The organism is Hymenobacter aranciens, assembly GCF_030580865.1.
In the GTDB taxonomy this organism is placed as follows: Bacteria; Bacteroidota; Bacteroidia; order Cytophagales; family Hymenobacteraceae; genus Hymenobacter; species Hymenobacter aranciens.
Map to the genome: position 1 here is coordinate 84,857 of NZ_JAUQSY010000005.1, position 25,168 is coordinate 110,024.

Sequence of the window (25,168 nt, forward strand, 5' to 3'; positions counted from 1 at the left end):
CAACACCATTCGGGCCCGCGCTGGTTCGGCCGCCGCGCCCTTACGCGAAATGCTGCTGCCAGGCCTGCTCCAGCAGCGCGCCGCTCCGGTTGCCGATGCCCAGGCCTTTGGTTTGCACGCCCCAGCTGCCGCACAAGGCGCCGTATTGCAGGCACTTCCGGGCCGGCTTGTGGCGCCGGAAGCCGTAGAGAAAGCCGGCGAAGAAACTGTCACCGGCGCCATTGCTGTCCACGATGGCGGGGGCGGGCACGGCGGCCTGCTCCAGCCACTGGCCGTCGGCGGTAAGCAGCGTAGCGCCGACAGCGCCGTGGGTGCAGACAACCAGTTGCTTGCCGGCGGCGCGCAGCTGCTCCATCACCGGCCGGAAATCCGGCAGGTTGTCGGAGCTGAGGTGAATATGGTCGGCCGCGTCGATGAAGGGCTGGTGGTAAGGATTGCGGCCGTCGTAGTCGTGCAAATCAGTCCAGATGGGATGCGGGTAATCGCGCAGCAAGGGGATAAACTGATGACAGTAGTCAATGATATTCAGCACCACGCAGCCGCTTGCCCGCACCAGGCCTGCCAGCTCGGCCGCCTCAAACGCTACCTGCGCCGACGACTGCGTGACGAACATCGAAATGCGCTGCCCCTGGGCATCCATGATATTGACGTGGCGCTCGGTACCGGCCGGGTCGGTCAGGTAGCGGCCGGGCACGCCCTGCGCCGTCAGGTCGGCCACAATCTGGCGGCCGTGCCAGTCGTCGCCCACCGCCGAGTAGAGCAGCGTGGGCAAACCCAGCTGCTGCATCGTCAGGGCTTTACCCGCGCCAGTCGAGCCCGTGCCTTCGTGAAAAGGAGCTGTGTGAATGGTTTGCGGATGGGGTGCGGGCAGCTGGGGCAGGCTGACGATGTGGTCGTAAGTGGTGCCACCGAGGATTAAGGTGCGCAGCATGAGTAGAGCCAGAAGTCAATTTTAGCGCAGCTCCCACACCAGCGCCGTGTGGGCCGGAATATTTGCCGTTTGCAGGTTCGGCACCGGCGCCCCGCTCAGCACATCCTGCGCCGACTTGAAGCCCTTCAGCCGCTCCTCAAAACGGCTCAAAGCCACCTGCTTCGCCGCAGCATTGGTATTAAGCATTATCATTACGCTCTGACCTTGAGCATTGTGCCGGAAATAGGTGTACACCCCATTCTCGGGCACGAAGTGCGTGAGCTGGCCGGTTTGCAGCACTGGGTGGGTTTTGCGGTAGTTGGCCAGCCGGCGCACGTACTCGTGCACATCCTGCTGGGCCGGGGTGCGGCCGGCGGCGGTGAAGGCATTCTGCCGGTCGCCGGGCCAGCCGCCGGGGAAGTCCTCGCGCAGCAGGCCGTCGGGGCGACTGAAGTTCTTCATCAGCACCTCGGTACCGTAATAAATCTGCGGGATGCCGCGCTCGGTGAGCAGCCAGGCCAGGGCCATTTTCTGCTTGTTCACGTCCTCGCCCAGCACCGAGAACACGCGGTCCACGTCGTGGTTATCCAGGAAAATGACGTTGCGCGAGGCGTCCTCATACATCCAGTCGCCCTGCACGGCGTAGTAGAGTTTCGAAACGCCCTCGGCAAAGCCGGCGGGCTTGGTCAGGCTTTCGAGCAGGGCCTGGCGCAGGATGAAGTCGATGGCGCCGGGCAGGTTGCTCTTGAAGCCGTTGACGGGCGGAAACACGTTGCGCGTCCAGAAGGCCTGCTGGGCCACGCCCTCGGCCTCCTGCATCCAGGTTTCGCCAAACATGCCCAGCTGCGGGTACTCGTCGAGAATGGCCTGCCCCCAGTGCATCAGGAAGGTAGGGTCCGAATACGTGTAGGTGTCCACGCGGTAGCCGTCCACGCCGGTGTACTCCACCCACCACAGAAAGTTCTGGATGAGGTAGGTTTCCACCAGCGGGTTCTCCTGGGCCGGGTCGGGCATGGTGGTGTCAAACCAGGTGTTGCTGAACAGCTTCCGGTCGAGCGCGGCCACGTGCGGGTCGTTCACGGTGCCGTTGCGATAGTTGCCCCGCGTGAAGCTGGGCCACTGGTGAAACCAGTCCTTGGCCGGCTGGTCGAGCCAGAGGTAGTTGAAGCTGCCGATGTGGTTAAGCACCACGTCGTGAATTACTTTCAGCCCCTGCTCGTGGGCGTGCTGCACGAAGCGCACGTAGTCCTCGTTCGTGCCGTAGTGCGGGTCTACGGCGTAGTAGTCGGTGAGGGCGTAGCCGTGGTAGCCAGCCTTGGGCATGTTGTTGTCGACTACCGGCGTGGGCCAGATAGCCGTCACGCCCAGCTCTTTGAGGTAATCGAAGTGCTGCTCGATGCCCTTCAGGTCGCCGCCGTGGCGGGCGTACATCGAGTCGCGGGCCAGGCCGGGGGGGCGGTTGCCTTTTACCACGTCGTTGGTCGGGTCGCCGTTGGCAAACCGGTCGGGCATGAGCAGGTAGATGAAGTCGGCGCTGCTGATACCCTGGACTTTGGATTTATCGCCGGGCGTGGTGCGGGCGCGCAGCTCGTAGGCGTAAGTCGTCTTTTGCTTGCCGTTGAAGGTCAGCTGCAGCTTGCCGGGCTGGGCGGTGGAGTTGATGGTAAGGTTGACGAGCAGATAGTTGGGGCTTTCCAGGCGCTGAAAGCCTTCCAGCGTTACGCCCGGGTAAGCCGCCATCGTCACGCGGCTGGTGGCCAGGCCTGGGCCGTGCACCAGTAGCTGCAGCTTCGGGTTTTTCATGCCCACCCACCAGAAAGTCGGGTCGATGCGGCTGATGGGGGCGGCTGGCTTGTTGAGGGATGTGGCACTGGCCGCCAGCTGGCACAAAGTCAGCAGCAATGCCAGCAGGGTTTGGGGGACGCGCATGGGCTAAAAGTGGTGCGGGAAGGTTGCCCGCCGGGTGGGAAAAAAGGTTGCGAGCCAATCCGGCGCGGCGAATGATTGCGTCGCCGGGCCGGATTGGCTCGTCAAACCTAGTGCGTCCCCTGGGTGCCCGGCGCCCCACTTTCCGAAAGCGGTTGCTTTTTGCCGAACCACTTTTTTAGCGTCTGAAAGATTGACGATTACACAAGAGGCAAACAGGTGCCTCTTTGGAAAGGCGGCACTCCCGAAAGCGGTTTTCCTGGCTTTCTATTCCTCCTTCACGCCGCTGAAATACTCGCTCGGCGTCTGGTCGGTCTGCTTTTTAAAGGCGCGGTTGAAGGCCGTTTTGGAGTTGAAGCCGACCTCCATTGCCAGCGCCAGCAGGGTGTATTGCTGGGCCCGCGGCGTCGCCATCATTGCCTTAAATTCCTCAATCCGGTAGGCGTTGATGAAGTCGAAAAAGTTCTTTTCAAAGCCTTCGTTGATGACTTTGGACAGCACATGCGGCGGCAGCTTCAGGCCGGTAGCCAACTCATTGATGGTGAGGCTGGGGCTGAGGTAGGGCCGGTGCTGCCGCATGTAACCGGCCACGGTGGCTTGCAGCGCCGACAGGTCGGGCGCCAGCGGCAGCCGGGGCGGGCTGGGGCGCGGCCCGGCCGCCGCTGGCAGGCTGACGGGCGCCGGCACCTCCGCAGCGGGCGGCGGAACTGGAGCAGCGGGCCCCAGCTTGAAGATTTCAGGCTGCCGGATGGCCATGTAGCCCAAAAAGTAGGGCAACGTGGAAAACGCCAGCCAAATCAGCTCCACGTTGCGGGCCGCCAGCGAATCCACGTCGAACTCAAGCCAGCGGCTCGCCAGTACCACCCCGAACAGGAAGCCCCACAAAGCCAGGCAAACCGCCTGAATGCCCAGCACCGTGTTGAGGTACTGCAGGTTTTGCTCGTAGGATACGCTGGCTTCGTACTGCCGGGTATATGTGCGCAGCGTGCGCCGGCAGGCCAGCCAGTACGCCCCGTTGCTCAGCCAGGCCGCGACGCCAGCGGCCAGCAGCACGGCGCGCAGCGTGGCGTCGTGGCTCACCAGCTTGAGCTGGAACTCGTAGCTATCGAGCAGAAAATACGGTAGATACACCAACAGCTGCCCGGCCGCTGGCAGCAGATACAGCCATTGCCGGGCCGGTGGCGTTTCGTTGAACAACAGCCGACGCAAATAACAGTAAAACAGCGGCCCGTAGAGAAACCAGATGAAATCGGGGAGCAGCGCCAGCCGCGGGTAGGCATTGGCTACCTCGCGGTAGCTGCTCACCACGGTAAGCAGCGTAGCCAGCGCCCCCAGGCCCAACAGCCAGATTAGCCAGCGGTTGGCCGCCCGGTTGTAGTGCTGAATGCTGGGAATGGCCACCACCAGCAGCAGCCCCTGAAAGCACGAAAACAGCAGCAGCAGGTCATAGAGCGAGTAAAACTGGAAGGTGCCGGTCAGGTCTTCCCAGCTTTGCACGCGCACCTCCAGATGGCCGGCCTGGGCCTGCTGGCGCGTGGCCACGCGGTTGGCCCGCACCTGCCCGTGCCCGCTGCCCTCGATGGCCGTCCAGCTGCCCCGCGATACCTTGTATTCAAGCTGTTGCTGAGCCGTGCGCAACGTCAGCCCCAGTAACCCGTTGGGCTGCCGCCGGAACCGGTAGCGGGCATCGGCCGGCTGCCAGCTGTTGAAGGAGCCCACCAGGAAAATCGCTGCATCGGCCGGCGTATTGGCTGGTAAGCGGGTGATGACGAAGTGGTAAGCAACCGGTTGCCGGCTGGTGTCGGCGGCTGGCGCGGCGGCGGCTGGCGTAGCCCACCAGCCTGGCCCGGCAGTAGCCATTGCCAGCGCCAGGAGCAAAAAAAAACCGAAGTGGGCGCGGAAAGGCACGGGACCGGACTATTAGAAGTTCGTGGTAAAAATACGGTGCCGGCAAGCGCGGCCGGGTAGCCCGGTACCGCAGCCTGTTTCAGTCCGGCTTTTGCTAACCGGCCCGTTGCTGCCGCCGCTGCCGTTATCTTTAGCGCTACTCCGGTTCAGTTTCTAGTTGTTGTGCGGCTTTTTCTGCTCGTCTCTTTTTTCTTGTTCACCACGGTCGGGGCGGCCTCGGCCACGGCGCGGGTCGATAGCCTGCTGGCCGAGCTAAACCAGGCCCTGGCGCACCGCCAGGAGTATGATGCCCAGCGCCTCAGCCGCATTGCCTCGCTGAAAACGGCCTACGCCGCCAGCGCCGAGGCTCCGGCCACGCAGTTCCAGCTGGGCTTGCGCATTTACGATGAGTATAAGGGCTATAAGTACGATTCGGCGTTTGCCTACAGTTTGCGCATCAACCACCTAGCCCGGCAAATGCACGACCCCGGCAAAATAGCCGTCGCCCAGCTGCGGCTGGCCTTTATCCTGCTGTCGTCGGGCATGTTCACCGAAACGTTTAATACCCTGCAGGAACTCGACGCCCGCCAGCTCGGCCCGGTCGATAAGCCCAATTATTACTTCATCACTGCCCGCGCCTACAGCGACTTAGGAACCTTCGACCAGGACGACTACTACCGCCCCGCCAACTACGCCCGCTCGCTGGCCTACGCCGATACCGCCGCGCAGCTCTGCCCGGCCAACTCCTTCGACTGCCTGGTAATTCAGGGTTTTATCGCCCAGAAGCACCAGGACTTATCAGCTGGCCTCCGGTTTTACCAAGCCGTGCAGCGCCTGCCCGACGTGACGCCGCACCAGCTGGCCGTGAGCGCCAGTCTGCTGGCCAGCATGTACGAGCAACATCGCCAGGAGGATAAGGCTTTCGAGCTATTGCTGATAGCCGCCATTGCCGACGTAAAATCGGCCACCCGGCAAACGCTGGCCCTCTCCAAAGTATCCGATTACTGCTACCGTCGGGGCGACTTGCAGAATGCCTACGCCTTCATCCGCGAGGCCCGCGAGGAAGCGGCCTTTTACAAAGCCCGGCAGCGTCAGGTGGAGCTTAGCCAGTCATCGTTTGTCATTGAAGGTCAGAAAGTCAGTATTATTGAGCGGCAGCGCCGCGTGCTGCGCCGCAACACCTGGGTGCTGGCTGGGTTGGCGGTATTCGGGGCTGGGTGCGCACTCATCATCCTGCTGCAGCTGCGCCGACTGCAGCGCGCCGAAAAGCTGTTGCGGCTGACCAATCAGGAACTGCAGGCGGCCATCGGGCAACTCAATCAGCTCAACCTGGGCCTCAACGAAGCCAACCGGGTGAAGGACGAATACATTGGCTACTACCTCAATTCCAATTCGCAGTCGCTTGACAAGCTCGAAAAGCTCAAGCACTCGCTGCTCGCCCTGCTGGCCAGCAAGCAGTACACCAGCCTGCAAAAGCTGCTCGACGGCATCAATATCAAGCAGGAGCGCAACGCCCTCTTCAAAGGCTTCGACCAGGTGTTTCTGAAGCTTTTTCCCAACTTCATTCCAGCCTTCAATACCCTCTTCCGCCCCGAAGACCACCTGACCCTGGCCGACGACCAACTGCTCACGGCCGAGCTGCGCATCTTCGCCCTCGTGCGCCTGGGCATCGACGACAGCGAGCGCATCAGCCGGATTCTGGGATACTCCATCAACACGATTTACACCTACAAGACGCGAGTGAAAAGCCGGTCCATCGTGCCCAATGAGGAATTTGAGGCGCGGGTGCGGGCGCTGGCGGCGGCGTAGTTGAGCGCATCGTTCCGGCGGGGGCGGAGAGGTCCACACCCGCGCCGTTTGCGCAGCCGCTTAGGGGTGTGCCAAGGATTGAAGGGCTTATATCGGGTTCATATTTTGCCGGTCTTTCTGGTGGGGTTTTATGCTGTTTTTCAGTGTTATGAACCTTTGATTTGCTTATATTTTCTATACCCGAACTCAATAAGTTTTTACTGCTGGAAGGTGGGATTTCCTTTGCCTCAACATTGGCCGTTTGGCGGGCTGGTGGCTGGTCATTTTTCCGGAAAAATGCGCCAGCCAGGCAGCCTTGACCACGCCGGCAATACTCACTTTTTCCCACCCACTATGTTCTCTTCGTTACTTCCCACCGCTGCCGGGCGGCTCACCGGCCTCGCCATTGCCCTGCTCGGCCTGAGCGCTACTGCCTCGGCCCAAACCCCGACCCGCGTGCTGTTCGTGGGCAACAGCTTTACCCACGGCCAGTACACCCCGGCGCTGAACTACAACTCGGGCGCGGTGACGGACTTGAATTTCGGCCTGCCCGCCACCGACCCGCGCGCCCACGACCCCGGGATGCAGGCGGCGTTCGGCGGCGTGCCGGGCATCTTCAAGAAATTCACGACCCAGGCCGGCCTCAACTACGACGTGCAGTTGGAAGCCGTGAGCGGCAAGTCGTTGGAGTTTCACCACACCAGCGCCTTACCGGTGATTGCGCAGGCCGGCTGGGATAAAGTGGTGCTGCAGGAGCAAAGCACCCGCCCGACGCCCACCGCCCGCGGGGGCAATCAGGCCCTTTTCTACACGTATTCTACCCGGCTGGAGCAGGCCATTCACGCGGCCAGCCCGGGCGCGCAGGTGTACCTCTACGGCACCTGGGCCCGCCCTGATTTTACCTACCCGAGCGGCAGCCGCTACGCCGGCCTGCCCATCGACTCGATGGCGCAGGACCTGCACAAAACCTACTACGCGGCCCTCGCCACCAACGGCCGTTTCGCCGCCGTGGCCCCGGTGGGTGACGCCTTCTTGCGCGCCATCACCACCGGCGTGGCCACCCGCAACCCCTACACGCCCGACCCCGGCAAAATCAACCTCTGGGCCTCCGACCAGGTCCACGCCAGCAAATGGGGTAGTTACCTCAGTGCCTTGGTGATGTTTTACCAGCTGACCAACGTGGACCCGCGCACCCTCGGCGCGGGCGAGCTGGCGGCCGTGGACCTGGGCATCACGCCCGCCGATGCCGTGGCTTTGCAGCAAGTGGCTTACCAGCAGGTAGCTTCGACGCCCGTGCCCTTCACGCCCGGCAACGTGGCCGTGGTGCGGGTGGGCGACGGCTCGGCCGCCCTCACCACCGCCGCCACCGCTGAGTTTGTGGATGAGTACACCCTGAGCGGCACCCGCGTGCAAAGCATTGCCCTGCCCACCGCCAACAGCGGCAACGTGCTGGCTTTCACCAATAGCGGCACCGCTACTTCCGACAACATTACCCGCTCGGCCGATGGCCGCTACCTGCTGCTGACCGGCTACAACGCCGTGCCCGGCACCACCGGCATCGTTACCTCGACCGTAGCTAACAACAACCGCCTGGTGGCCCGCATCGGCGCCGATGGCAGCGTGAACACTAACACCCGCATCAACGACGCCTTTTCGGGCTCGAATATCCGCTCGGTGGCCAGCCCCGACGGCAGCACATTCTACGTGTCGGGCGGCAACAGCGGCATCCGCTATCTGCCCTTCGGCAACCCCGGCCCGACCACGGCGCTGAGCACCGGCGCGCTGGTGAACTTCCGCATCCTAGGCATTGCCGGCGGCAACCTCTACGCCTCCTCGGCCACCGGGTCAAACTACGGCCTGAATCAAATTGGCACGGGCCTGCCCACGGCTGCCGGGGCCACGGTAGCGCTGCTGCCGGGCTTCCCCACGGCCAGCGGCCCCAGCTCCTACGGTTTCTATTTTGCTGATTTAGATGCTACCGTGCCGGGCGTGGATGTGGTGTACATCGCCGACGACCGCGCTACCGCCGACGGCGGCATCCAGAAATGGAGCCTCGTGGGCGGCACTTGGACGCTCAACGGCACCATCGGCGGCTCCACTACGGCACTGCTGCGCGGCCTCACCGGTACTCGTAGCGGCACGGACATCCAGCTGGTAGCCAGCGGCGGTGGCGGCCTCTACACCGTGACGGACCAGGCTGGCTACAATGCCGCGCCCAGCACCCCGGCCCTGCCCGCGCCCTTCGTGTCCCTGGCCGCCAACACGTCGTTCCGCGGCGTGGCCCTGACGCCGGTAGCCACAGCGCTGGCTGCCGCCGCGCCCGCTGCTGCCCCCACCGTTTCAGTATTCCCCAACCCTGCTGCCGACCAGCTTACGGTGCAGCTCGGCGGGCCAGCCGGAGCCGTGCGGGCCACGCTGCTCAATGCGCTGGGCCAGGTGGTGGCCGAGCAGCGCAGCGCGGGTAGCACCCTCACGCTCAAGTTAAATGAGGTAATCAATGGCATGTACATCCTGCGCCTGCAAACGGCCGTTGGCGTGAGCAGCCGCCGCATAGAGGTGCGGCACTAATCTGGAGAGGACTGCGGGGTTGGGATAAACAAAATGGCCTGCTCGGTGAGCAGGCCATTTTGCGTTGGGAGCGTTTTAGGAGTAAATTGGTACTCAATGATTCCACGGCTGTTCCAGCCTGTTACTGCCTGCCCGGCCAACCGTTCCGGCCGGAGCCGCTCCGGGAGTCTGGTAGAAGCCGAAGTAGTCGCGGGCGTTGGTGTAGCACACGTTGCGCACCAGCTGGCGCAGCAAGGCCATGTCCTGGGGTAATTCGCCGTTTTCCACGTCGTTGCCCAGCAGGTTGCAGAGGATACGGCGGAAGTATTCGTGGCGCGGAAACGACAGGAAGCTGCGCGAATCGGTGAGCATGCCCACGAAGCGGCTCAGCAAGCCCATGCTCGACAACGTATTCAGCTGCTGCTCAATACCATCTTTCTGGTCCAGAAACCACCAGCCAGCGCCGTATTGCACTTTGCCGGCTATCGAGCCGTCGTTGAAATTGCCGACCATCGTGGCAAACAGTGCATTATCGGCCGGGTTGAGGTTGTAGAGAATGGTTTTCGTGAGCTTGTCCGCATCATCAAGCCGGCTGAGGAAACGCGCCATTGCCCGGCCCTGCGCAAAGTCGCCGATGGAGTCAAAACCCGTATCCGGGCCCAGCTCGCGCAGGGCGCGGGCGCTGTTATTGCGCAACGGTCCCAGATGAAACTGCTGCGTCCAGCCCTTTTCCCAGTCCAGCTCGGCCAGAAACTGCAGAAGTGCCGACTTAAACTTGTTGATTTCCTGCTCTTCAAGCGCCTGTCCTTCGCGCACTTTAGCGAAAATACGGGTTGCCTCATCCTCAGTGCAGTCAGCGGCATAGAGCTGTTCCAGCCCGTGGTCCGACAGCCGGCAGCCCTGCGCGGCAAAGAAGTCGTGGCGCTGGCGAAGGGCAGCGTGCAGGTCGGTCAGGGAATTGATTTCCAGCCCGGCCGCCGTACCCAACTGACCGAGATACTCATTGTAAACCAGTGCGTTTTCCACGCTCAGCGCCTTATCGGCCCGGAACGTCGGTAGCACCTTAGTGGCGAAGCCGCTGGCCCGGATGGCCTGGTGCGCCGCCAGCGAATCGGCCGGGTCGTCGGTGGTGCACACCACTTCCACATTCATGCGGCGCAGCAGGCCGCGCACCGAATATTCCGGCGTGGCCAGCAGCAGGTTGCATTGCTCCCAGATGCGGCGGGCGCTGTCCTTATTCAGCAGCTCGGTGATGCCGAAGTAGCGCCGCAGCTCCAAGTGCGTCCAGTGGTAGAGGGGGTTACGCAGGGTGTAGGGCACCGTCTCCGCCCATTGCTCAAACTTTTCCCAATCCAGCGCCGCGCCGGTGATGTAGTGCTCGTGCACGCCATTGGCGCGCATGGCGCGCCACTTGTAATGGTCGCCGTTGAGCCAGAGCTCGGTCAGGTTCTTAAACTGCCGGTCTTCGGCAATCTGCTCCGGGGAAAGGTGGCAGTGGTAGTCGATAATGGGTTGCCTGGCCGCTACTTCGTGGTACAGCGTGCGGGCCGTAGCCGTTTGCAGCAAAAAGTCGTCGGATAAAAAGGGCTTCATAGCGGGTAAAGTGAATTGACAATCAGAAAGTCAAGGTACTAAAGCTGCCGTTTAGCTCACCCGGTGCAGGCGTAGCACGCCCGGCAGCGCGGTGCGGGCGGGCAGCTCGCCGCTGCGGGCAAAATCGGCCCAGAGCTGGCGCACTGCCCGCCCGGCGGCAGCCACGTCTGCCCACCGCTCCTGGCCCAGCAGGGGCGTGGCGGCCCAGCTGGCCGGTGTGCCCAGCAGCAGCGGTAAATCAATGGTATGCGCGCCGCCGAAGTCGCTACCCAGCGGCTGGTAATCAATCGTAAAAGCATACGCCCGGCCACCCGCCCGGGCATGCCGCCGGGCAAATTCCACGGCAGGCTGCTGGTAAATCAGCCGCGAGCTCAGCCCCACCAGCAGCCGGCTCAGCAGTGGCCCGAGCAGCGGCACGCCAGGAATCCACCGAAACCTGGGCGAGGCCAGGGCAAAGAACTTCGTTTCCTGACTGGTAGCGCCAATGAGCACATCTACCTGCGGGGCCACGGCCGCCCAGGCCGGGCCAGCCGCCGCCTCGGACGGCAGCGGATAAGCGCCGTACTGCGTGCCGAAGGGCATGCCGCTTTTCAGACCGAAACCCTGGGCGGCCTGCACTACCCGGGCCTCGCGGGCCAGCACCTCGCCGACCGGCGCATCGGCCGGAAACGTGCCGGCAGCCGCCACCATCGCCCGGCTCATGGCCTGCCGCCTGGGGGCTAAGCCTAAGGGAGAACTGTGCAGTATCGCACGCCGAAACAGGCCGGCGCTACCCTCGGCAATCATCAGGTGGGCAATGGCATCGCCGCCGGAGGAGTGCCCCAGCAGCGTGACGCCAGCCGGGTCGCCACCAAAAGCCGCGATGTTACGCTGCACCCAGCGCAGCGCCTCCCGCAGGTCGAGCAAGCCCAGATTGGGCGGCGTGCCGGCGGCCGAGCCCAGGAAACCCAGCAAACCAATGCGGTACGTGACGGCCACGAACACCACGCGCTGCTCGCGCACCAGCATCGTGGGGTCGTAGATGGGCAAATCGCCCGCGCCGGTGACGTAGGAGCCGCCGTGCACCCACACCAGCACCGGCAGCTGTTCGTCCGGCCGCACGTCGGCCGGCAGGGTTATCGAAAGGCGCAGACAGTCTTCATCATACCTGATGCCCGCGAACAGGTTGCGCAGCACTTCGTCCAGCAGCGGGTCGGCGGCCTGCGGGCAGGCGGGGGCCAGCGCCGTGGCCAGGATGGGCGCCTGGGCGACCGGCTCCGCCACCGGCGGCCGAAACCGCCCGGCGCGGGCGTAGCGGATACCGGTGGCGCGCAGCACGCCCCCCTCGGCCCGCCAGCCGATGATGGTGCCCGCCGGGGCCTGAAACTGCGGGGCAGTAGCTTCCACGGCTACTTGTTGCTCAGGACTACTACGTCCATTGGCTTGACGCTTACCTGCTTGATAGCTGCTTTCGTGAACACATCCCTGAACGCGCCCTTAGCCAAATCGGCGTGGGTAAACGTGGCCGGCTGGCTGCCCCGATTGATGATTACCAGCACTTCCTCCTTGCCCAGCGTGCGGCGGAAGGCGTAGAGCTTCTTAGCGTCATCGGTGGCCAGGGTGGTGAAGGTGCCCAGGCGGATGGCCGGGTAGCGCTGGCGCAGGCCGATAAACTTCTGATACCACGCAAATAGCTCGGGGTCAAACGCTACCGCGTCGGCGTCGTGCCGGGTTTGGTCGGGATTGAAGGTTTCGGAGTCGTACTTCTTATCGGCCCAGAGCATGGGCTTGCGGCAGTCGGGGTCGTTGGCGCCCCACAGGCCGGCTTCGTCGCCGTAGAAGAACATCGGCGAGCCCAGGTACAGCACCTGGAAGGCGGCAATCAGCTTCTGCCTTTGCCGCTGGGCGGGGGTGGGCTTGCGGGCGTTGTAGGTCTTGTTGTTGCCTTTCTGGCTCCAGTTGAAGTAGTCGCCCCACTTCACCATCTGCTTGCCGTCGGGGTTGGCCACGGCGCTGGCTATGCGGGTGGCGTCGTGGCTGTCCACGAGGTTCATCATGTTGAACGCCACGCCTTCACCGAAGGCTTCGCGCAGCTCCTTCAGGCGCGCGTCGAACTGCGTGACGGTGCTGGCCGTGGCGTCCTGCACGAAGAAATCGTGCACGGCGAAGGCAAAGTTGTAATTCATGGTGGCGTCGAACTCGTCGCCGCTCAGGTAGGGGCGGGTTTTTTCGATGGGGTCCACCAACTCGGCCGTCATGTAGGCCTGGGGGTTGAGGCTGCGCACCCACTTGCGCCAGTCTTTCCAGAAAGGGTGGGCCACGTCGTAGGCCACGTCGAGCCGCCAGCCGTCGATGCCGTGGGCCGCGCCCTTGTCCATCGGGTTCATCCAGCGCTTGGTAGCGTTGAAAATGTACTGCTTCGGCCCAGCCACCAGGCCCGCCTCGGTTTCCTTGAACTCGGGCAGGGTCTTCACGCCAAACCAGCCCTGGTAATCGAACTTAGTGCCTTTCACATCGTCGCGCCAGCTTTTCACCGTGAACCAGTCGGCGTAGGGCGAAGCCTGCTGGTTTTTTTCTACATCGAGAAACGCGAAGCTGCGGGCGCCCATGTGGTTAAACACACCGTCGAAGATGATGTGCATCTTGCGCTTATGCACCTCGTCAATCAGCTTGAGGGCCAGCAAATCAGCCTTGGTCCAGGGCCAGGTGGCGGGGTCCAGGGGGTTTTCCTTGGCAATGAGCTTTTTGTCGCCCTCCGGGTCGGGGCCGAAGGTGGGGTCGACGTGGTGGTAGCACAGCGCGTCGTACTTGTGCGACGACGGCGACCAGAAAATCGGCGTCAGGTACAGCGAGTTAACGCCCAGCTTCTTCAGGTAGTCGAGCTTGTTGAGCACGCCCTGCAAATCGCCGCCGTAGCGCCGCCGCTGGATGTTGTACCCGATGTCCTTGCCGTTTTTCAGCTCGTAGGGCTGCAGCTGGTACCAGTCACTGCCCCAGGGATGAATCTGGAATGCCGACGAGTCATCGAAGGGGTAAGCCCCCTTCTGGTCAATTACTTTGGGGTCGTTGCCGGGGTCGCCGTTGCTGAAGCGCTCCGGAAAAATCTGATACCACACCACGCCCTTGCTCCACTGCGGGGTGAAATCCATCTGGGCCTGAACGGGTTGGGCAATGGCGGTTAGCGCTGGCAGGACCAGCAGCGCGAGCAAGGTTTGTTTTTGGGTCATCATCAAAAGGGCAACAGCACTTGGGGTCGTCAAAACTACGCCCAGCGGGGCGTTTGTTTGAAATCCGACTCCCACGCGGGCACCCCAGTCTAGCCAGCGCGGCGCTTTTCGTCCTCGGCGCCGGTCTGGCGGCGACGGGTGGGGGCCAGCTTGTCGTTGCCGAAGCGGTAGCTGAAACTCAGCGTGGCGGCCCGCGAGTCGCGGCGCTGGTAGAAGTCTTCCACGTAGTTATCGTAGCGCGAGGTAGCCCGCGCCGGCTGGGTATAAAACAGGTCGCTGACGTTGAGTTTCAGCGTACCCCGGCGGCTCCAGAAGGTTTTTTGCACCGCCATGCTGATTTCGGCCGTTGAGCGCTGGGTGAGAAAGGCGTATACTTGGCGTGATTGGTACGTAGCGTTCAGCTCGGCGCTCCAGCTTTTGCCTAGCACCAAGCTGTGGTTCGAGCTCAGCTCCACGCTCAGGCCGCCGCGGTTGAGGGCGGTGCCGGCCAGTTCACCCTCGAAGCGCGTGTAGAAGCCCACCACGTTGGTGTAGGTTTTCCACCATTTGGTGATTTCCACCGGCGCCGTCAGGGTCAGGCTGTAGTAGTGCTGACGGCGGAGGTTGCGGGTGGTTGAGAGCACCGTGCTGTCGGTTTCGGGCTGCACCACGCCGATGAGCGGGTCGCTTATCAAACTGTAGCCCAGGCCCAGGCTGTACTGTTGCCGGAACGTGTGAGTCAAATTCAGGTTGTAGCTGGTTTGGGGCAGCAAACTGGGGTTGCCGCTGCCGAAGGTCGTTTTGTCAATGATTTCGCGGAACGGGTTGAGCTGCGAGTACGAGGGCCGGTCGATGCGTCGGCTCAGGGCCAGACTCAGCTCGTGCTTGTCGCTGAGCGTGCGCTTGAGCGAGGCGCTGGGAAACAGCTGGAAGTAGTGGCGCGTGAAATCGGGGTATTCCAGCTGCCGGTCCTGCCGGCCCAGGGCGTTGGTTTGCTCGCCGCGCAGGCCGGCCTGCAGCGTCAGCCGGGGCTGGTTGTAGCTCAGGCTCAGGTAGCCCGCGTTGATATTTTCGTCGTAGCGGAAACGGTTGGAGCGGCTCGGGTTCAGCTGGCCGTCGGTGTAAAACCGCAGGTCGTTGTCGGCCGTCACCAGGCTGGCTTTCAGGCCCATTTCCAGCCCCAGCTGCTTGCTCAACGGGTGCGTGTAGTCGAGCTTGGCCGACTGAATAGCCAGTCGCCCGCGCTGGTCGCTGCTGCTGCTCGTCATCGACTCGCCCACCTGGAAGGTTTGCAGCAGCTGGTTGCGGCTGAGGCGGTAGCCAGCGTAGTCGAGGTCCAGGGTCATCTCGCGCTCGCCCAGCGAGTCGGCGAAGGCGTGGCGCAGGTTCAGGTTGGCGGCCGCGTTGGGTGAGTGCCCGGCGCGGTAGTTGGTTGAATTATAGGTTTGAACGCCGCCGCGCTGCTGGTCGCGCAGCACCGTCACGTTGGTGCCGTCGGCCTCGTTGCGGCTGTCGAGCCCGCTCACTACGGCGCCAATCGTGGTACGCGCCGAGAGGTTGTAGTCCAGCCCCGCCCGCCAGCTGTGCGAGCGCTGCACGTTGGGCAGGAAGTTGTCCTGGTCGGTGGTGCTGGTCAGCTCACGCCCGCCGCCAGTAAGGTTGTAAAAATCACGATGAATAGTGAGCTGGTTGAGCGAGGTACGCTCCGAATAATTGTAGGCGCCATTGATAGTCAGAGCCTTTTGCCGGTGGTTCAAGGTCAGGCCGCCGACGTAACGGTTAAACCGGCCCCGGCCGTAGCTGAGGTTGGTGGTGCCGTTGGTGCCCAGGCGCTGGTCCTTCTTCAGATTGATGGCGATGATGCCAGCCCCGCCCTGGGCGTCGTACTTAGCCGGCGGGTTGGTAATCAGCTCGATGGTGCTGAGCTGGTCGGCCGGCAGGGCGCGGAGGTAGTCGGCCAGCTCGGTGCCGGTCATGGGCTGGCGCTTGCCGTCGATGAGCACCAGCAGCCCCTGCCGGCCGCGCAAGGCCAGGTTGTCGCTGCCGTCCACCGTCACGCCCGGCGCGCGGCGCAACACGTCGAGCGAGGTGTTGCCCGCCGCCAGCGCTGAGTTCTCCACGTTCACTACCGTGCGGTCGGCAAGCCGCTCGTAAATGGGTTTTTGCCCCGTCACTTGCACTTCCTTAAGCTGCGTGGCCGCGCTGGTAGCCAGCGCCAATACCGGTAGGGCAACCGGCGCCCCCGCCACCGAAAACGCCGCCGACCAGCGCCGCTCAAACCCCACCTGCGCCGCCGACACCAGGTAGCGCCCGCCCGCCGCCCGCTCAAACTGAAACGCCCCCTTGGCGTCGCTAAACTCGGTTTTCACCACCAGCGAGTCGGCCGCCCGGTGCAGCGTCACGGTGGCGAATTCAATGGCCGCGCCGTCGGCGCTTTGCACCGTGCCGCGCACCTCGGCCGGTGCCTGGGCCCACGCCGCGGGCAGATTATTGAGAAAGCCAGTTGCTAACAGGACGCCCGAAATCAGGAGCCGCGAGTGGAGAAGTGCTTTCATGCTGAAAACAGGTTTTGCAGGAGGGGAAGGTCTTCCTTTTGTATGGTCTATGATATGTCATAAAGGTTGCCTGGGTAAGAGTGTTTTTTTAATTCTAACGGGATTCAAGTAGTGGGCCAGCAGAACGGTTTTGCTAAACGGGTGGCGCGCAGTTGCTGGCAATACGCTCCAGCAGGCGCTGTAGCTGAGTGCGTTCCTCCGGGCTGATGCCATCGAGGGCGAGGGCGCGGTTCTGGAGCACGATGGGCTGCACGGCGTCGAGGATGCGCTGGCCGGCGGCGGTCACGCGGAGCTGGGTGCGGCGGCCATCATGCGGCAGCGGCACGGCCGAGAGCAGACCGCGCCGGGTGAGCAGCCCGAGGATGCGTGCCACCGAGGCCTGGTCCTTAAACACCCGCTCGGCAATCTCGTGCTGGGTCAGGTCGTCGTGCTCCAGCAGCACCTGCAGCACCAGCCACTGGTCGATGGTGATGTCGAGCCCGGCCCGGTCGAGGGTGGCCTGGGCCATGCGCCGGTAGCTGCGGATGGCTTTGTCGAGCGAGTAAAAGAGGATGGAGGACAGCATGTGCTTACCAGTTATTGCGCCGCAGCTTGTCCGGTTGCAGCACCTGCAAGGTTTTGGGCGTCAGCTCCAGCAGGCCATCCTGTCGGAACTCGCTCAGCGTGCGGCTCAATGACTCGGGCGCGGTGCCGACGAGGGCCGCCAAATCCTCGCGGGAGAGGTGGATGAGGGGGGCGGCGGGCTGGGCGGCCACCGCCTGGGCGTGCAGCTGCAGCAGCGCATCGGCCACGCGGCGGCGCAGCGAGTGGTAGGCCATGCTGGTGAGCTGGTCTTCGCGCTCGCGTACCCGGCCGGCCAGCAGGCGAATAAATTGCTGACTTACTTGAGTATTGCGCAGCAGCAAGTCGTTGAAATCATCGGCCGGGATGTGCAGCAGCACCGCATCGTCCAGCGCCACGGCCGACTCGGGCTGCGGAGTATTCTCCAGTAAGGCCGGGTAGCCAAAAAACTCGCCGGGCTGGTAAAAATTAGTTATCAACTCCTTGCCGTTGGCGGTGTTGCGCACGGTTTTTACGCGGCCGCTTTGCACGAAATACACGCGGTTGGCCTCGTCGCCCTCGGCGTAGATAATCTGCTTGCGCGGGGCGGGGTGGGGGCGGCGCTCGGCGGTGAGGCTGGCCAGCCCGTTGGCCTGCCGGGCATCGTGCAGAAACTGCGTGAGGCCCTCGGCGGTGGGCGCGTAGTCGGGCCGCAGCTGCTGGAAGCGGGCCAGCCGGCTGCTCACGGCGCTCAGCAACTCGCTTTCCTCGAAGGGCTTGGTGAGGTAGTCGTCGGCGCCCAGCTCCATGCCGCGGCGCAGGTCGGCGCGCTCGGTTTTGGCGGTGAGGAAGATGAAGGGGATGCCGGCCAGCTGCGGGTTCTGGTTAAAGATGTGGAGCACGCCGTAGCCGTCGAGCACCGGCATCATGATGTCGCAGATGACGAGGTCGGGGCGCTCGGTTAGGGCCTTTGCCACGCCGGTTTTGCCATTTTCGGCCGTCAGCACGCGGTAGTTGGCCAGCTCCAGGATTTCGGCGGTGTTTTCGCGGATAATCTCGTGGTCCTCAATCAGCAGGATGGTTTTCATACGGCACGGTGATGGTGACGGTGGTGCCCTGGCCCAGCGCACTTTGCAGGGCAATGGTGCCACCTAGCAACTCCAGGTAGCGGGCAATGATATAGAGCCCCAGCCCGGTGCCGGGGACGTTGGTAACGCTGCGCGCCCGAAAGAAGCGCTCAAACAGATGGCCTTGGTCTTCAGGGGAAATGCCGACGCCCTGGTCCTGCACGCTGAGCGTGAGCAAGCCGTCGTGGGAGTTGGCGCGCACCGTGACGGTGGTATTTTCGGCCGAATACTTCAGCGCGTTCGAGAGCAGGTTGACCAGGATTTTGCGCAGCAGCGAGGGGTCGAGCCAGAGCGGGCCGGAGCAGTCGATGTGCTGCTCAATCACTTGCCCGGCTTTGCGCAGGCCCTGCGCGTCGATAATGGCCTCGTGGAGCAGGGTGGGGAAGTAGATACGGGCCGGGCGCGCCTCTACCTTGCCTTCCTCGATGCGGCCCACCGACAGGAATTCCTCCAGAATATCATTGAGATGCGTAACCGACGTGCGGATGCGTTCGAGGTGGCGCACGCGCTTATCCTGCTGCTCGGCGGCGGGGTATTTTTCGATGAGCGAGGCCGAGGTGAGCACGGCGGTTAGGGGCGTGCGGAACTCGTGTGAGGCCATGCTCACGAAGCGCGATTTCAGCTCGCCCAGCTCCTGCTCGGCGGCCAGGGCCTGGGCCAGCTCGCTCTGGCGCTGCTCCAGCTGCGCCAGGGTGCTGAGCAGGGCCTGGGTGCGGTCGGCCACCTTCTGCTCCAGCTCGGTATTGAGGGCTTCCACGCGCTGGCGCTCGGCTTGCAGGGCCTGGTCGGCGGTGCGCTTAGCGCTGATATCGAAAACGTAAGAAACAACGAATAGCTCGTCATCCAAGGTGAAGTAGCTCAGGCTGACTTCGACCGGGAACACGGAGCCGTCGCGGCGCTGGCCGGCAAGGTCGCCGCGGTGGGCGCCCATGCTGCGCACGGCCGGCTGGGTGTTGAACGACTCGCGCAGCTGCTCGTGGTGGCGCCCGGCGGCGCGGGGCACCAGCTGGTCGATGCTCAGCTGCAGCAGCTCGCCCTCGGGGTAGGCAAACTGCTGGTGGGCCATCTGATTGGCCGATACGATAAGGCCGGCCCGGTCGCAGACGATGATGCCGATGGTGGCATTGGCCACCACGGCTTCGAAGCGGCGCACGCTCTGGGCCAGGGCCCGCTCGGCTTGCTGCAGGCGGCCGGGCTGGCCCAGGCGCACCAGCAGGTAGTCAGTGTTTTCGGCCTGGAAAGAGCTCATGGTGAGGTGCACAATTAGGGGGTGGCCATCGTGCGTGATGAGCTCCACGTCCAGCTCCTGCGGGCCAGTGTGCAGGGCGGCAGCGGTGAGCTGCACCCAGTCGGCGGCCGTGAGGGCGGGGCCCGCCAGCGGCACCTCAGCCGCCAGGAATTCTGCTTCCGAGCCGAAGCCCAGTAGCCGCGCCCCGGCCGGACTCACGCGCACGAAGCGGCTGCGCGCCACGGCGTAAAGGCCCAGAAAATCCGGCGCCTGCTCAAACAGCGTTCTGGCAATGGCGGCGGGCAGCGGGGGAGAGGGCATGAGACGAATCGCGAGCAACGGGCCCGCAAGTTCTGCCGAAATCGGCGGCCGCTGGTCCGGCGCCCTAGGCGTCCGACCGGTTTAGCTGTCGTAACTATTTTTTTATTAATAGGTTGGGTGTAATTGTTCTGGCGTCAACCGGTCGGACGCCTGGGGCGTCGGACCGGTGGGCGACATCGTTCTGCCACTAGCTTCGCCCTGCCTTACACCGCCCGCGAAAAGCACTGGCAGCTGGTGCGCCGCGGCCGCTACGCCGAGTTCAACCTGGCCTGGCTGCGGCAGGGCGTGGAGTGGGTGTAGCAGCTGCAAATACCATAATCAGCTTGCAACCAGGTAGGTGTTACCAGCTGCTGCCTGCCCCGCCGCCGCCCGACGACCCGCCGCTGCTGGAGCCACTCGAGCTGCTGCCCGACGATGACGACCCACCCGACGACGAGCTGCTGGAGCTGCTCTGACGCGCAATTTCGTACCGCGCTTTCACCTCATGCTGGCAAAAACGGCAGCGCGAAATGCGCCAGCCCCAGCCGCCGGAGCTGGTGGTGGCCGCCTGCACCGTCTTGTTTTCCACGAACATGAGCGTGCGGTGCTTGCAGCTGGGGCAGGTGGTGGCTGAGCTGTGCAGGTTGGGGTACGCCAGCTGCTCGTGCGTGGCGCAGGAGGGGCACTGCCACAAATCGTAATCGATTGACTCTATGGTTTCTTCTGTTTGCTGGCCGGGCGCCAGATACGATTTTTCCTGCTCGGCCGTGAGGCGTAGCATGGGCTGGAGGCAGGTGGGACACAGGGGTGGCGTGTCGCGCAGCGCCTGCAGGCGCTGCCGGTGCCAGGGCCAGTAGAAGGCCAGCGCCAGCGGAAACAGCACCGCCGTAAAGCCCAGGTGATGATGCGACTGCGCCAGCCGCCGGTACTGCTCGTGCGGGCTCAGGGCCTGCCAGTCGGCCTGCCGGCTGCGCCGGTACAGCCAGCCAAAATAGCCGTGCAGGTACAGCAGCGCCAGTAGGTAGCCCACGCCCAGCAGCTGCCAGGTACTAATCCCTGGGTAGTTTAGCCGCACCAGCAGCGCCACCATCACCGCTACCACCCCCAGCGAATGCGGCCACCAGCTGCCGCTGCCCCGCGTGGTAAGATGAGCCAGGGCCAGGTACAGCCCCAAAAGCCCCACAATCAGCACCCAGAAGCCCACCGCCGACTCTTCCCCAGCGTCATCGCCGCCCTGCCCGACCAAGCTCACGGCGGGGTCCTCGATTTGAACTGGGACAACGTCGAGCATATGGTCCATTTGCTCCTGCTGGGCCGCCACCAGGCTATCGATGCGCGCTTTCACGCTGTCGAAGTGCGAGGCGTGGCCGGGGCCGCTGCTGCGCACCACCGCCGGCCGCAGCCGCCGGATGAGGGCGTCCACGCCCTGCTGCACGGCCACGTCGTAGCGGCCTTCGCGGGCCGGCGCAATCATGTGCTGCTGCTGAATGCGGTAGCAAATGGCGTCGGGCAGGTCGCCCTCCAGGCCGTAGCCAGTTTCGAACTCAATGCGGTGCTGGTCCTCTACCAGCAGCATCAGCAGGCCGTTGTTCGTGGCCTTGTCGCCGATTTTCCATTTGTTAAACAGCTCATAAGCTGCCGTTTTCGGCACCGCCTCGCCGATGCTGCGCACCAGCACCACGTCGATGTGGGCGCGGCCCGAGTGGTCGAGGCTGTCGAGCCGGGCATTGAGCGCGGCTACGGTGCCGAAGTCCAGCAAGCTGTCGGGGTCGCTGACGTAGCTTTCGCCCAGGGTTTTGGGGTCGGGAATGGTGGTCAGGTAGTTATCAGCCGTGATGCGGGCGGGTGGTTCTGCCTGCTGGCAGCCGCCGAGCAATACTGTGATAAATAGCGCTAGCAACCAAGGGCTTTTCAGGTTAGTAGTCAATCGGAAGGCTGATAACGTCATCGCGCGGAGTTGCAAAACGGGCTAGCTGAACAGTAATTCAGTCAGCTCCTACGATAAAATGGCGGCCGGGTGTCGTTGCCAAAGCAGAGGGCAATGGCCAACCCTGGGCCTCCAATCACCGTTAGCCTACCCGAATAGGCAGCGGCCCTCCGGGCCCCCTGCCTGTTTCAGCTGCCTGGCCGCTGAAACGGGCAGCGTCGGAATGGTGCTAGGTCAAGCGCAGCTTACTTCTCTTTTTTTTGGAAAAATAGCTGCTCAATTACCTGGCTCCCGGCGCTGCCCGTCGGCTGGCGCCTCATCCGCCCTAGCCCTCGTTAGCTTATGAATGCCTCGCTCGTGAAGGTGAGCCTGCGCCAGCAGGCCGTGTACGTGGAACCCACTGCCGCCGCGCCGCAATCGACGCTGCCCGCCACCACGGCGCTGCTGGTGGCCAACCTGGCCCACCTGGGCTACGGCGTATCCGAAGACCTGCTGCACGCGCTAAGCGCCACCACGCCCGGCTTCCAAAGTCAGCTGCTCAACATGTTCCGGGAAGTAATGGGCGTGAAGAAAAACTGGACGCCGCTGGTGAAGGCCTGGGACACGCCCACCGGCGAAGGCGCACTCGACCACCTGCTTACCTGGTTTGCCTCGGTGTTTCAGACCGAAGGCGTACGCCTGCCCTGCGGCCACGTCATCCCGCCCAACACCTTCCCGCTGGAGCGCTACAACGGCTGCCCCTTCTGTGGCACGCCGTTTCGCCTCGAAACGCTGGCGCTCAAGGGCCAGGGCAGCAAGCTCAAGGTACTGGAGTTATGGACAAAGGCCGACCTCGACCGGTTTCTGCGCGAGCTGCTGAGCTCCAAAACCGCCCTCGACGCCACCCAGATTGACAGCCTGACGCTGCTGCTGGAGGAGCTGCCGGTGCCCGTGGGCGTGCCCATCGCCATGAAGGAAACCCGCATGGCGGTCATCGATGCCTACGTGAGCCGCAACCGCGCTCCGAAGGCGCAGCCGTTTTTCGACTCGCCCACCGACGTGCTGCGCTACCTCTGGTACAAGCACACCGGCTTTTTGCAGCTGGTGGAGCCGCGCACTATCCGCCGTCGCAAGCAGCTGAACGGCCTGCATTTCAGCCCGCTGCTCGACCGCAGCGCCCAGGCCAAAAAGCAGGCCCGCGCCGGCCTTAAGCTCAAGTACACCCGCCGCGAGGGCCGCATGGTGGCCGAGTGGCTCGACGCGCTGCCGCAGTCGCCCACGCAGCTCTGCGAAATCATGCACCCCAAGCGGGGCATGTGGGTGCGCTTCATCCGGGCGCTGCGGCTGGCGGAGTACAGCAAAAAGCTCAAGATGAGCAAGCTGCGCGAAACGCTGGACGAGTTTTATAACCAAACCTACGAGGTGTGGCAGGGCCGCGTGAATTACTTCCGGCTGCGCTCGGAGCCGGGGCCCACGCTGGCGCTGCTGCAACAGCGGCCGGGCTTGTTTGCCCGCTCGCTGTTTGCCAACATGCTCTGGTTCGGGTCCGCGCCGGTGGTGGCGGCCTTCGCCGAAGTCGTTGATAAAGTGCCAGCCCGGCTGGTGCTCAGCCTGGGCATGTACGCCGAAACCTACTTCACGCCCGGCGCCCGGCGGCTGGTGAAACCGCTGGGCGGCGTCAGCAAATCCATCCCGACCAACGCGCTGCTCGCTCTCTACGACGAAGCGCAAATCGGTACCATGCGGGCCGAGGTGGAGGCACTGTGCCAGCTGGCGATGCGCCGCCGCTTTGCCGCGCAGCCTACTGCCAGCCGCAGCATGTTTATTGACCCTGTGCTGTTTAAAATGCCGCTGGCCATCGGCGACCGCAGCGAAACCGTGCAGGATTTGCCCGCCGCGCTCATGGGCACGCGCTTCGCAGTGGAGGGCGGCCGGGTGCGGCTGTTTCTACAGTGGGGGGTGGGTTTGCCCGCCCAGCACCTCGACATGGATTTGAGTTGCCAAATAGCTTACGCCGAGCGGCTGGAAATCTGCTCCTACTCGAACCTGACGGCCACCGGCTGCCAGCACAGCGGCGACATTCAGCACATTCCCAACAAGGTAGGTACGGCCGAATACATCGAGCTCGACCTCGACGCGCTGCAACACGCCGGGGCGCAGTACGCGACGTTCACCTGCAATGCCTACACCGCCGGCAGCCTTTCGCCCAACCTGGTGGTGGGCTGGATGAACAGCGCCAATCCGATGAAAATCAGCAGTAGCGGTGTAGCTTACGACCCCTCGTGCGTGCAGCACCAGGTGCGCGTGACCGGCGGCCTCACCAAAGGCCTGGTCTTTGGCGTGTTTGAGGTGGCCCGGCGCGAAATCGTGTGGCTGGAATTGCCCTTCTACGGCCAGGTGGTGCAGCAGCTCGACGTGCAGGGCGTGCGCCTGCTGTTGCGGCGGCTGGAAAGTAAGCTGACTATCGGCCAGCTGCTCACGGCCAAGGCCGAGGCTCAGCAGCTGGCGCTGGTGCCAAACGAAGCGGCGGCCGACGAAGCCTACACCGCCGCCTGGGCCCGCAACCCGGCGGCCGTGACGCAGCTGCTGCTGGACTAGCTGCCGCACAATATTCTGCAACGGCCTATGCCGAAGCCGGGAGGGCGAGTGCCGGGTTTGGGGGCGCTACCAGGGTTGGGTGCTTACCTTTGATTTTTACAGCTGCTCGCTATGAAATCAGTCCCGCTCGACGCGCTATACACCAAGCTGGAACCCGCCGCCGGCACGCTGCTGCCCCCGCCCATGCAGCAGGAAGTGGGGCACTTCAACGTCTTCAACGTGGCCGACCTGATGCTCAACTACCGCAGCCGGCCGCCCATGACTTTCGACCGCCGCACGTTCTATAAAATCAGCCTCATGCACGGCCGCAGTCGCATCGAGTATGCCGACCAGGTGGTTGAGGTTGAAGGCAAAGCCTTGTGGTTTGCCTCGCACCGCGTGCCCTACCGCTGGCTGCCGCACGACCTGGAGCAGGTGGGCTACTTCTGCGTTTTCACCGAAGAGTTTCTGCTGCCCGGCAAGGGTGGGGGAGGGCTGCACGAGCTGCCGATATTCCAGCCCGGCATCTGCCCGGTAATCCCCGTAAGCGCGGACGACTACGCGGCCATCAACGCGCTTTTTCAGAAGATGATGGAGGAAATTGCCTCCGGCTACGCCTACAAGTACGACCTGCTGCGCGCCTACCTGCTGGAGCTGATTCATCTGGGGCAGAAGCTGCTGCCAAGCCTGACGCCCGTGCCGGCCCACAACGCCGCCGCCCGGGTAGCCGCGCAGTTTGCCGAGCTGCTCGAACGGCAGTTTCCGCTCGAAACCCCGCAGCAGCAGCTGCGCCTGCGCACGGCTACCGACTACGCCAGCCAGCTGGCCGTGCACGTCAACCACCTCAACCGGGTGCTCAAGGAAACCACCGGCCACACCACCACCGCCCTCATTGCCAGCCGCATGACCCAGGAGGCCAAGATGCTGCTGAAGCAAACCAGCTGGACCGTCTCGGAAATATCCGACAGCCTGGGCTTCGCCGACGTGGCGCACTTCTGCAATTTCTTTAAGCGGCAGACGGGGCTGGTGCCGGGGGCGCTGCGCGAGTAGCGGCGTTGTTTGAATTATGCAGTAGATGGTTTGAGCTGCGCAAACCGGC

At 63.7% G+C, this 25,168-nt stretch carries 16 protein-coding genes; 5 read left to right on the plus strand and 11 right to left on the minus strand.

Annotated elements, in window-relative coordinates; all coding sequences use genetic code 11:
• Window positions 1–40: 40 nt before the first annotated feature.
• The 3 genes from Q5H93_RS08530 to Q5H93_RS08540 all read right to left on the minus strand — a co-directional run bounded on the left by Q5H93_RS08530 (window position 41) and on the right by Q5H93_RS08540 (window position 4,744).
• A complete protein-coding gene (locus Q5H93_RS08530; protein WP_305006092.1) occupies window positions 41–931 on the minus strand; it encodes a carbohydrate kinase family protein in 891 nt (296 codons plus the stop codon).
• Window positions 932–952: 21 nt separating this feature from the next.
• Entirely contained in the window at window positions 953–2,839 is a 1,887-nt protein-coding gene (locus Q5H93_RS08535; protein WP_305006093.1) for a glycoside hydrolase family 13 protein, read from the minus strand.
• Window positions 2,840–3,103: 264 nt separating this feature from the next.
• A complete protein-coding gene (locus Q5H93_RS08540) occupies window positions 3,104–4,744 on the minus strand; it encodes a helix-turn-helix domain-containing protein (protein WP_305006094.1) in 1,641 nt (546 codons plus the stop codon).
• Window positions 4,745–4,936: 192 nt separating this feature from the next.
• Between Q5H93_RS08540 and susR the strand changes: the two genes are divergently transcribed.
• Together susR and Q5H93_RS08550 are read left to right on the plus strand one after the other, a co-directional pair.
• On the plus strand, window positions 4,937–6,532 hold the full coding sequence (gene susR, locus Q5H93_RS08545) for a SusR family glycan utilization regulator (RefSeq protein WP_305006095.1): 1,596 nt from the start codon (window positions 4,937–4,939) through the stop codon (window positions 6,530–6,532).
• A gap of 333 nt (window positions 6,533–6,865) precedes the next feature.
• Entirely contained in the window at window positions 6,866–9,079 is a 2,214-nt protein-coding gene (locus tag Q5H93_RS08550) for a T9SS type A sorting domain-containing protein (protein ID WP_305006096.1), read from the plus strand.
• 93 nt (window positions 9,080–9,172) lie between these two features.
• On the opposite strand, the gene uxaC is transcribed toward Q5H93_RS08550, so the two are convergent.
• The 7 genes from uxaC to Q5H93_RS08585 all read right to left on the minus strand — a co-directional run bounded on the left by uxaC (window position 9,173) and on the right by Q5H93_RS08585 (window position 19,607).
• A complete protein-coding gene (uxaC, locus tag Q5H93_RS08555) occupies window positions 9,173–10,651 on the minus strand; it encodes a glucuronate isomerase (protein WP_305006097.1) in 1,479 nt (492 codons plus the stop codon).
• Window positions 10,652–10,702: 51 nt separating this feature from the next.
• Window positions 10,703–12,037 (minus strand): carboxylesterase family protein, encoded by a 1,335-nt coding sequence (locus Q5H93_RS08560; RefSeq protein ID WP_305006098.1) that lies wholly within the window; start codon window positions 12,035–12,037, stop codon window positions 10,703–10,705.
• A 2-nt stretch (window positions 12,038–12,039) separates the two neighbouring features.
• Window positions 12,040–13,860 (minus strand): glycoside hydrolase family 13 protein, encoded by a 1,821-nt coding sequence (locus Q5H93_RS08565; RefSeq protein WP_305006099.1) that lies wholly within the window; start codon window positions 13,858–13,860, stop codon window positions 12,040–12,042.
• Between the two features lie 86 nt (window positions 13,861–13,946).
• On the minus strand, window positions 13,947–16,391 hold the full coding sequence (locus Q5H93_RS08570; RefSeq protein WP_305006100.1) for an outer membrane beta-barrel protein: 2,445 nt from the start codon (window positions 16,389–16,391) through the stop codon (window positions 13,947–13,949).
• 133 nt (window positions 16,392–16,524) lie between these two features.
• On the minus strand, window positions 16,525–16,956 hold the full coding sequence (locus tag Q5H93_RS08575) for a MarR family winged helix-turn-helix transcriptional regulator (protein ID WP_305006101.1): 432 nt from the start codon (window positions 16,954–16,956) through the stop codon (window positions 16,525–16,527).
• Window positions 16,957–16,960: 4 nt separating this feature from the next.
• A complete protein-coding gene (locus tag Q5H93_RS08580) occupies window positions 16,961–18,019 on the minus strand; it encodes a response regulator (RefSeq protein WP_305006102.1) in 1,059 nt (352 codons plus the stop codon).
• Window positions 17,997–19,607: a sensor histidine kinase gene (locus tag Q5H93_RS08585; RefSeq protein ID WP_305006103.1), complete on the minus strand. Its 1,611-nt coding sequence runs from the start codon at window positions 19,605–19,607 to the stop codon at window positions 17,997–17,999. Before Q5H93_RS08585 ends, Q5H93_RS08580 begins: the two co-directional genes overlap by 23 nt.
• Window positions 19,608–19,730: 123 nt before the next feature.
• Here Q5H93_RS08585 and Q5H93_RS08590 point away from each other — a divergent pair, with 123 nt between their 5' ends.
• The gene (locus tag Q5H93_RS08590; protein WP_305006104.1) at window positions 19,731–19,907 is read left to right on the plus strand and encodes a hypothetical protein; all 177 of its coding nucleotides are present in this window, start codon (window positions 19,731–19,733) and stop codon (window positions 19,905–19,907) included.
• 40 nt (window positions 19,908–19,947) lie between these two features.
• Here Q5H93_RS08590 and Q5H93_RS08595 read toward each other — a convergent pair whose 3' ends face one another.
• Window positions 19,948–21,486 carry a TPM domain-containing protein gene (locus Q5H93_RS08595; RefSeq protein ID WP_305006105.1) on the minus strand — a complete coding sequence of 513 codons (1,539 nt, stop codon included), beginning with the start codon at window positions 21,484–21,486 and terminating at the stop codon, window positions 19,948–19,950.
• 369 nt (window positions 21,487–21,855) lie between these two features.
• Between Q5H93_RS08595 and Q5H93_RS08600 the strand changes: the two genes are divergently transcribed.
• Both Q5H93_RS08600 and Q5H93_RS08605 read left to right on the plus strand, forming a co-directional pair.
• Entirely contained in the window at window positions 21,856–24,090 is a 2,235-nt protein-coding gene (locus Q5H93_RS08600) for a hypothetical protein (protein ID WP_305006106.1), read from the plus strand.
• A 111-nt stretch (window positions 24,091–24,201) separates the two neighbouring features.
• Window positions 24,202–25,119 carry a helix-turn-helix domain-containing protein gene (locus tag Q5H93_RS08605; protein WP_305006107.1) on the plus strand — a complete coding sequence of 306 codons (918 nt, stop codon included), beginning with the start codon at window positions 24,202–24,204 and terminating at the stop codon, window positions 25,117–25,119.
• The last annotated feature ends 49 nt before the right edge of the window (window positions 25,120–25,168 follow it).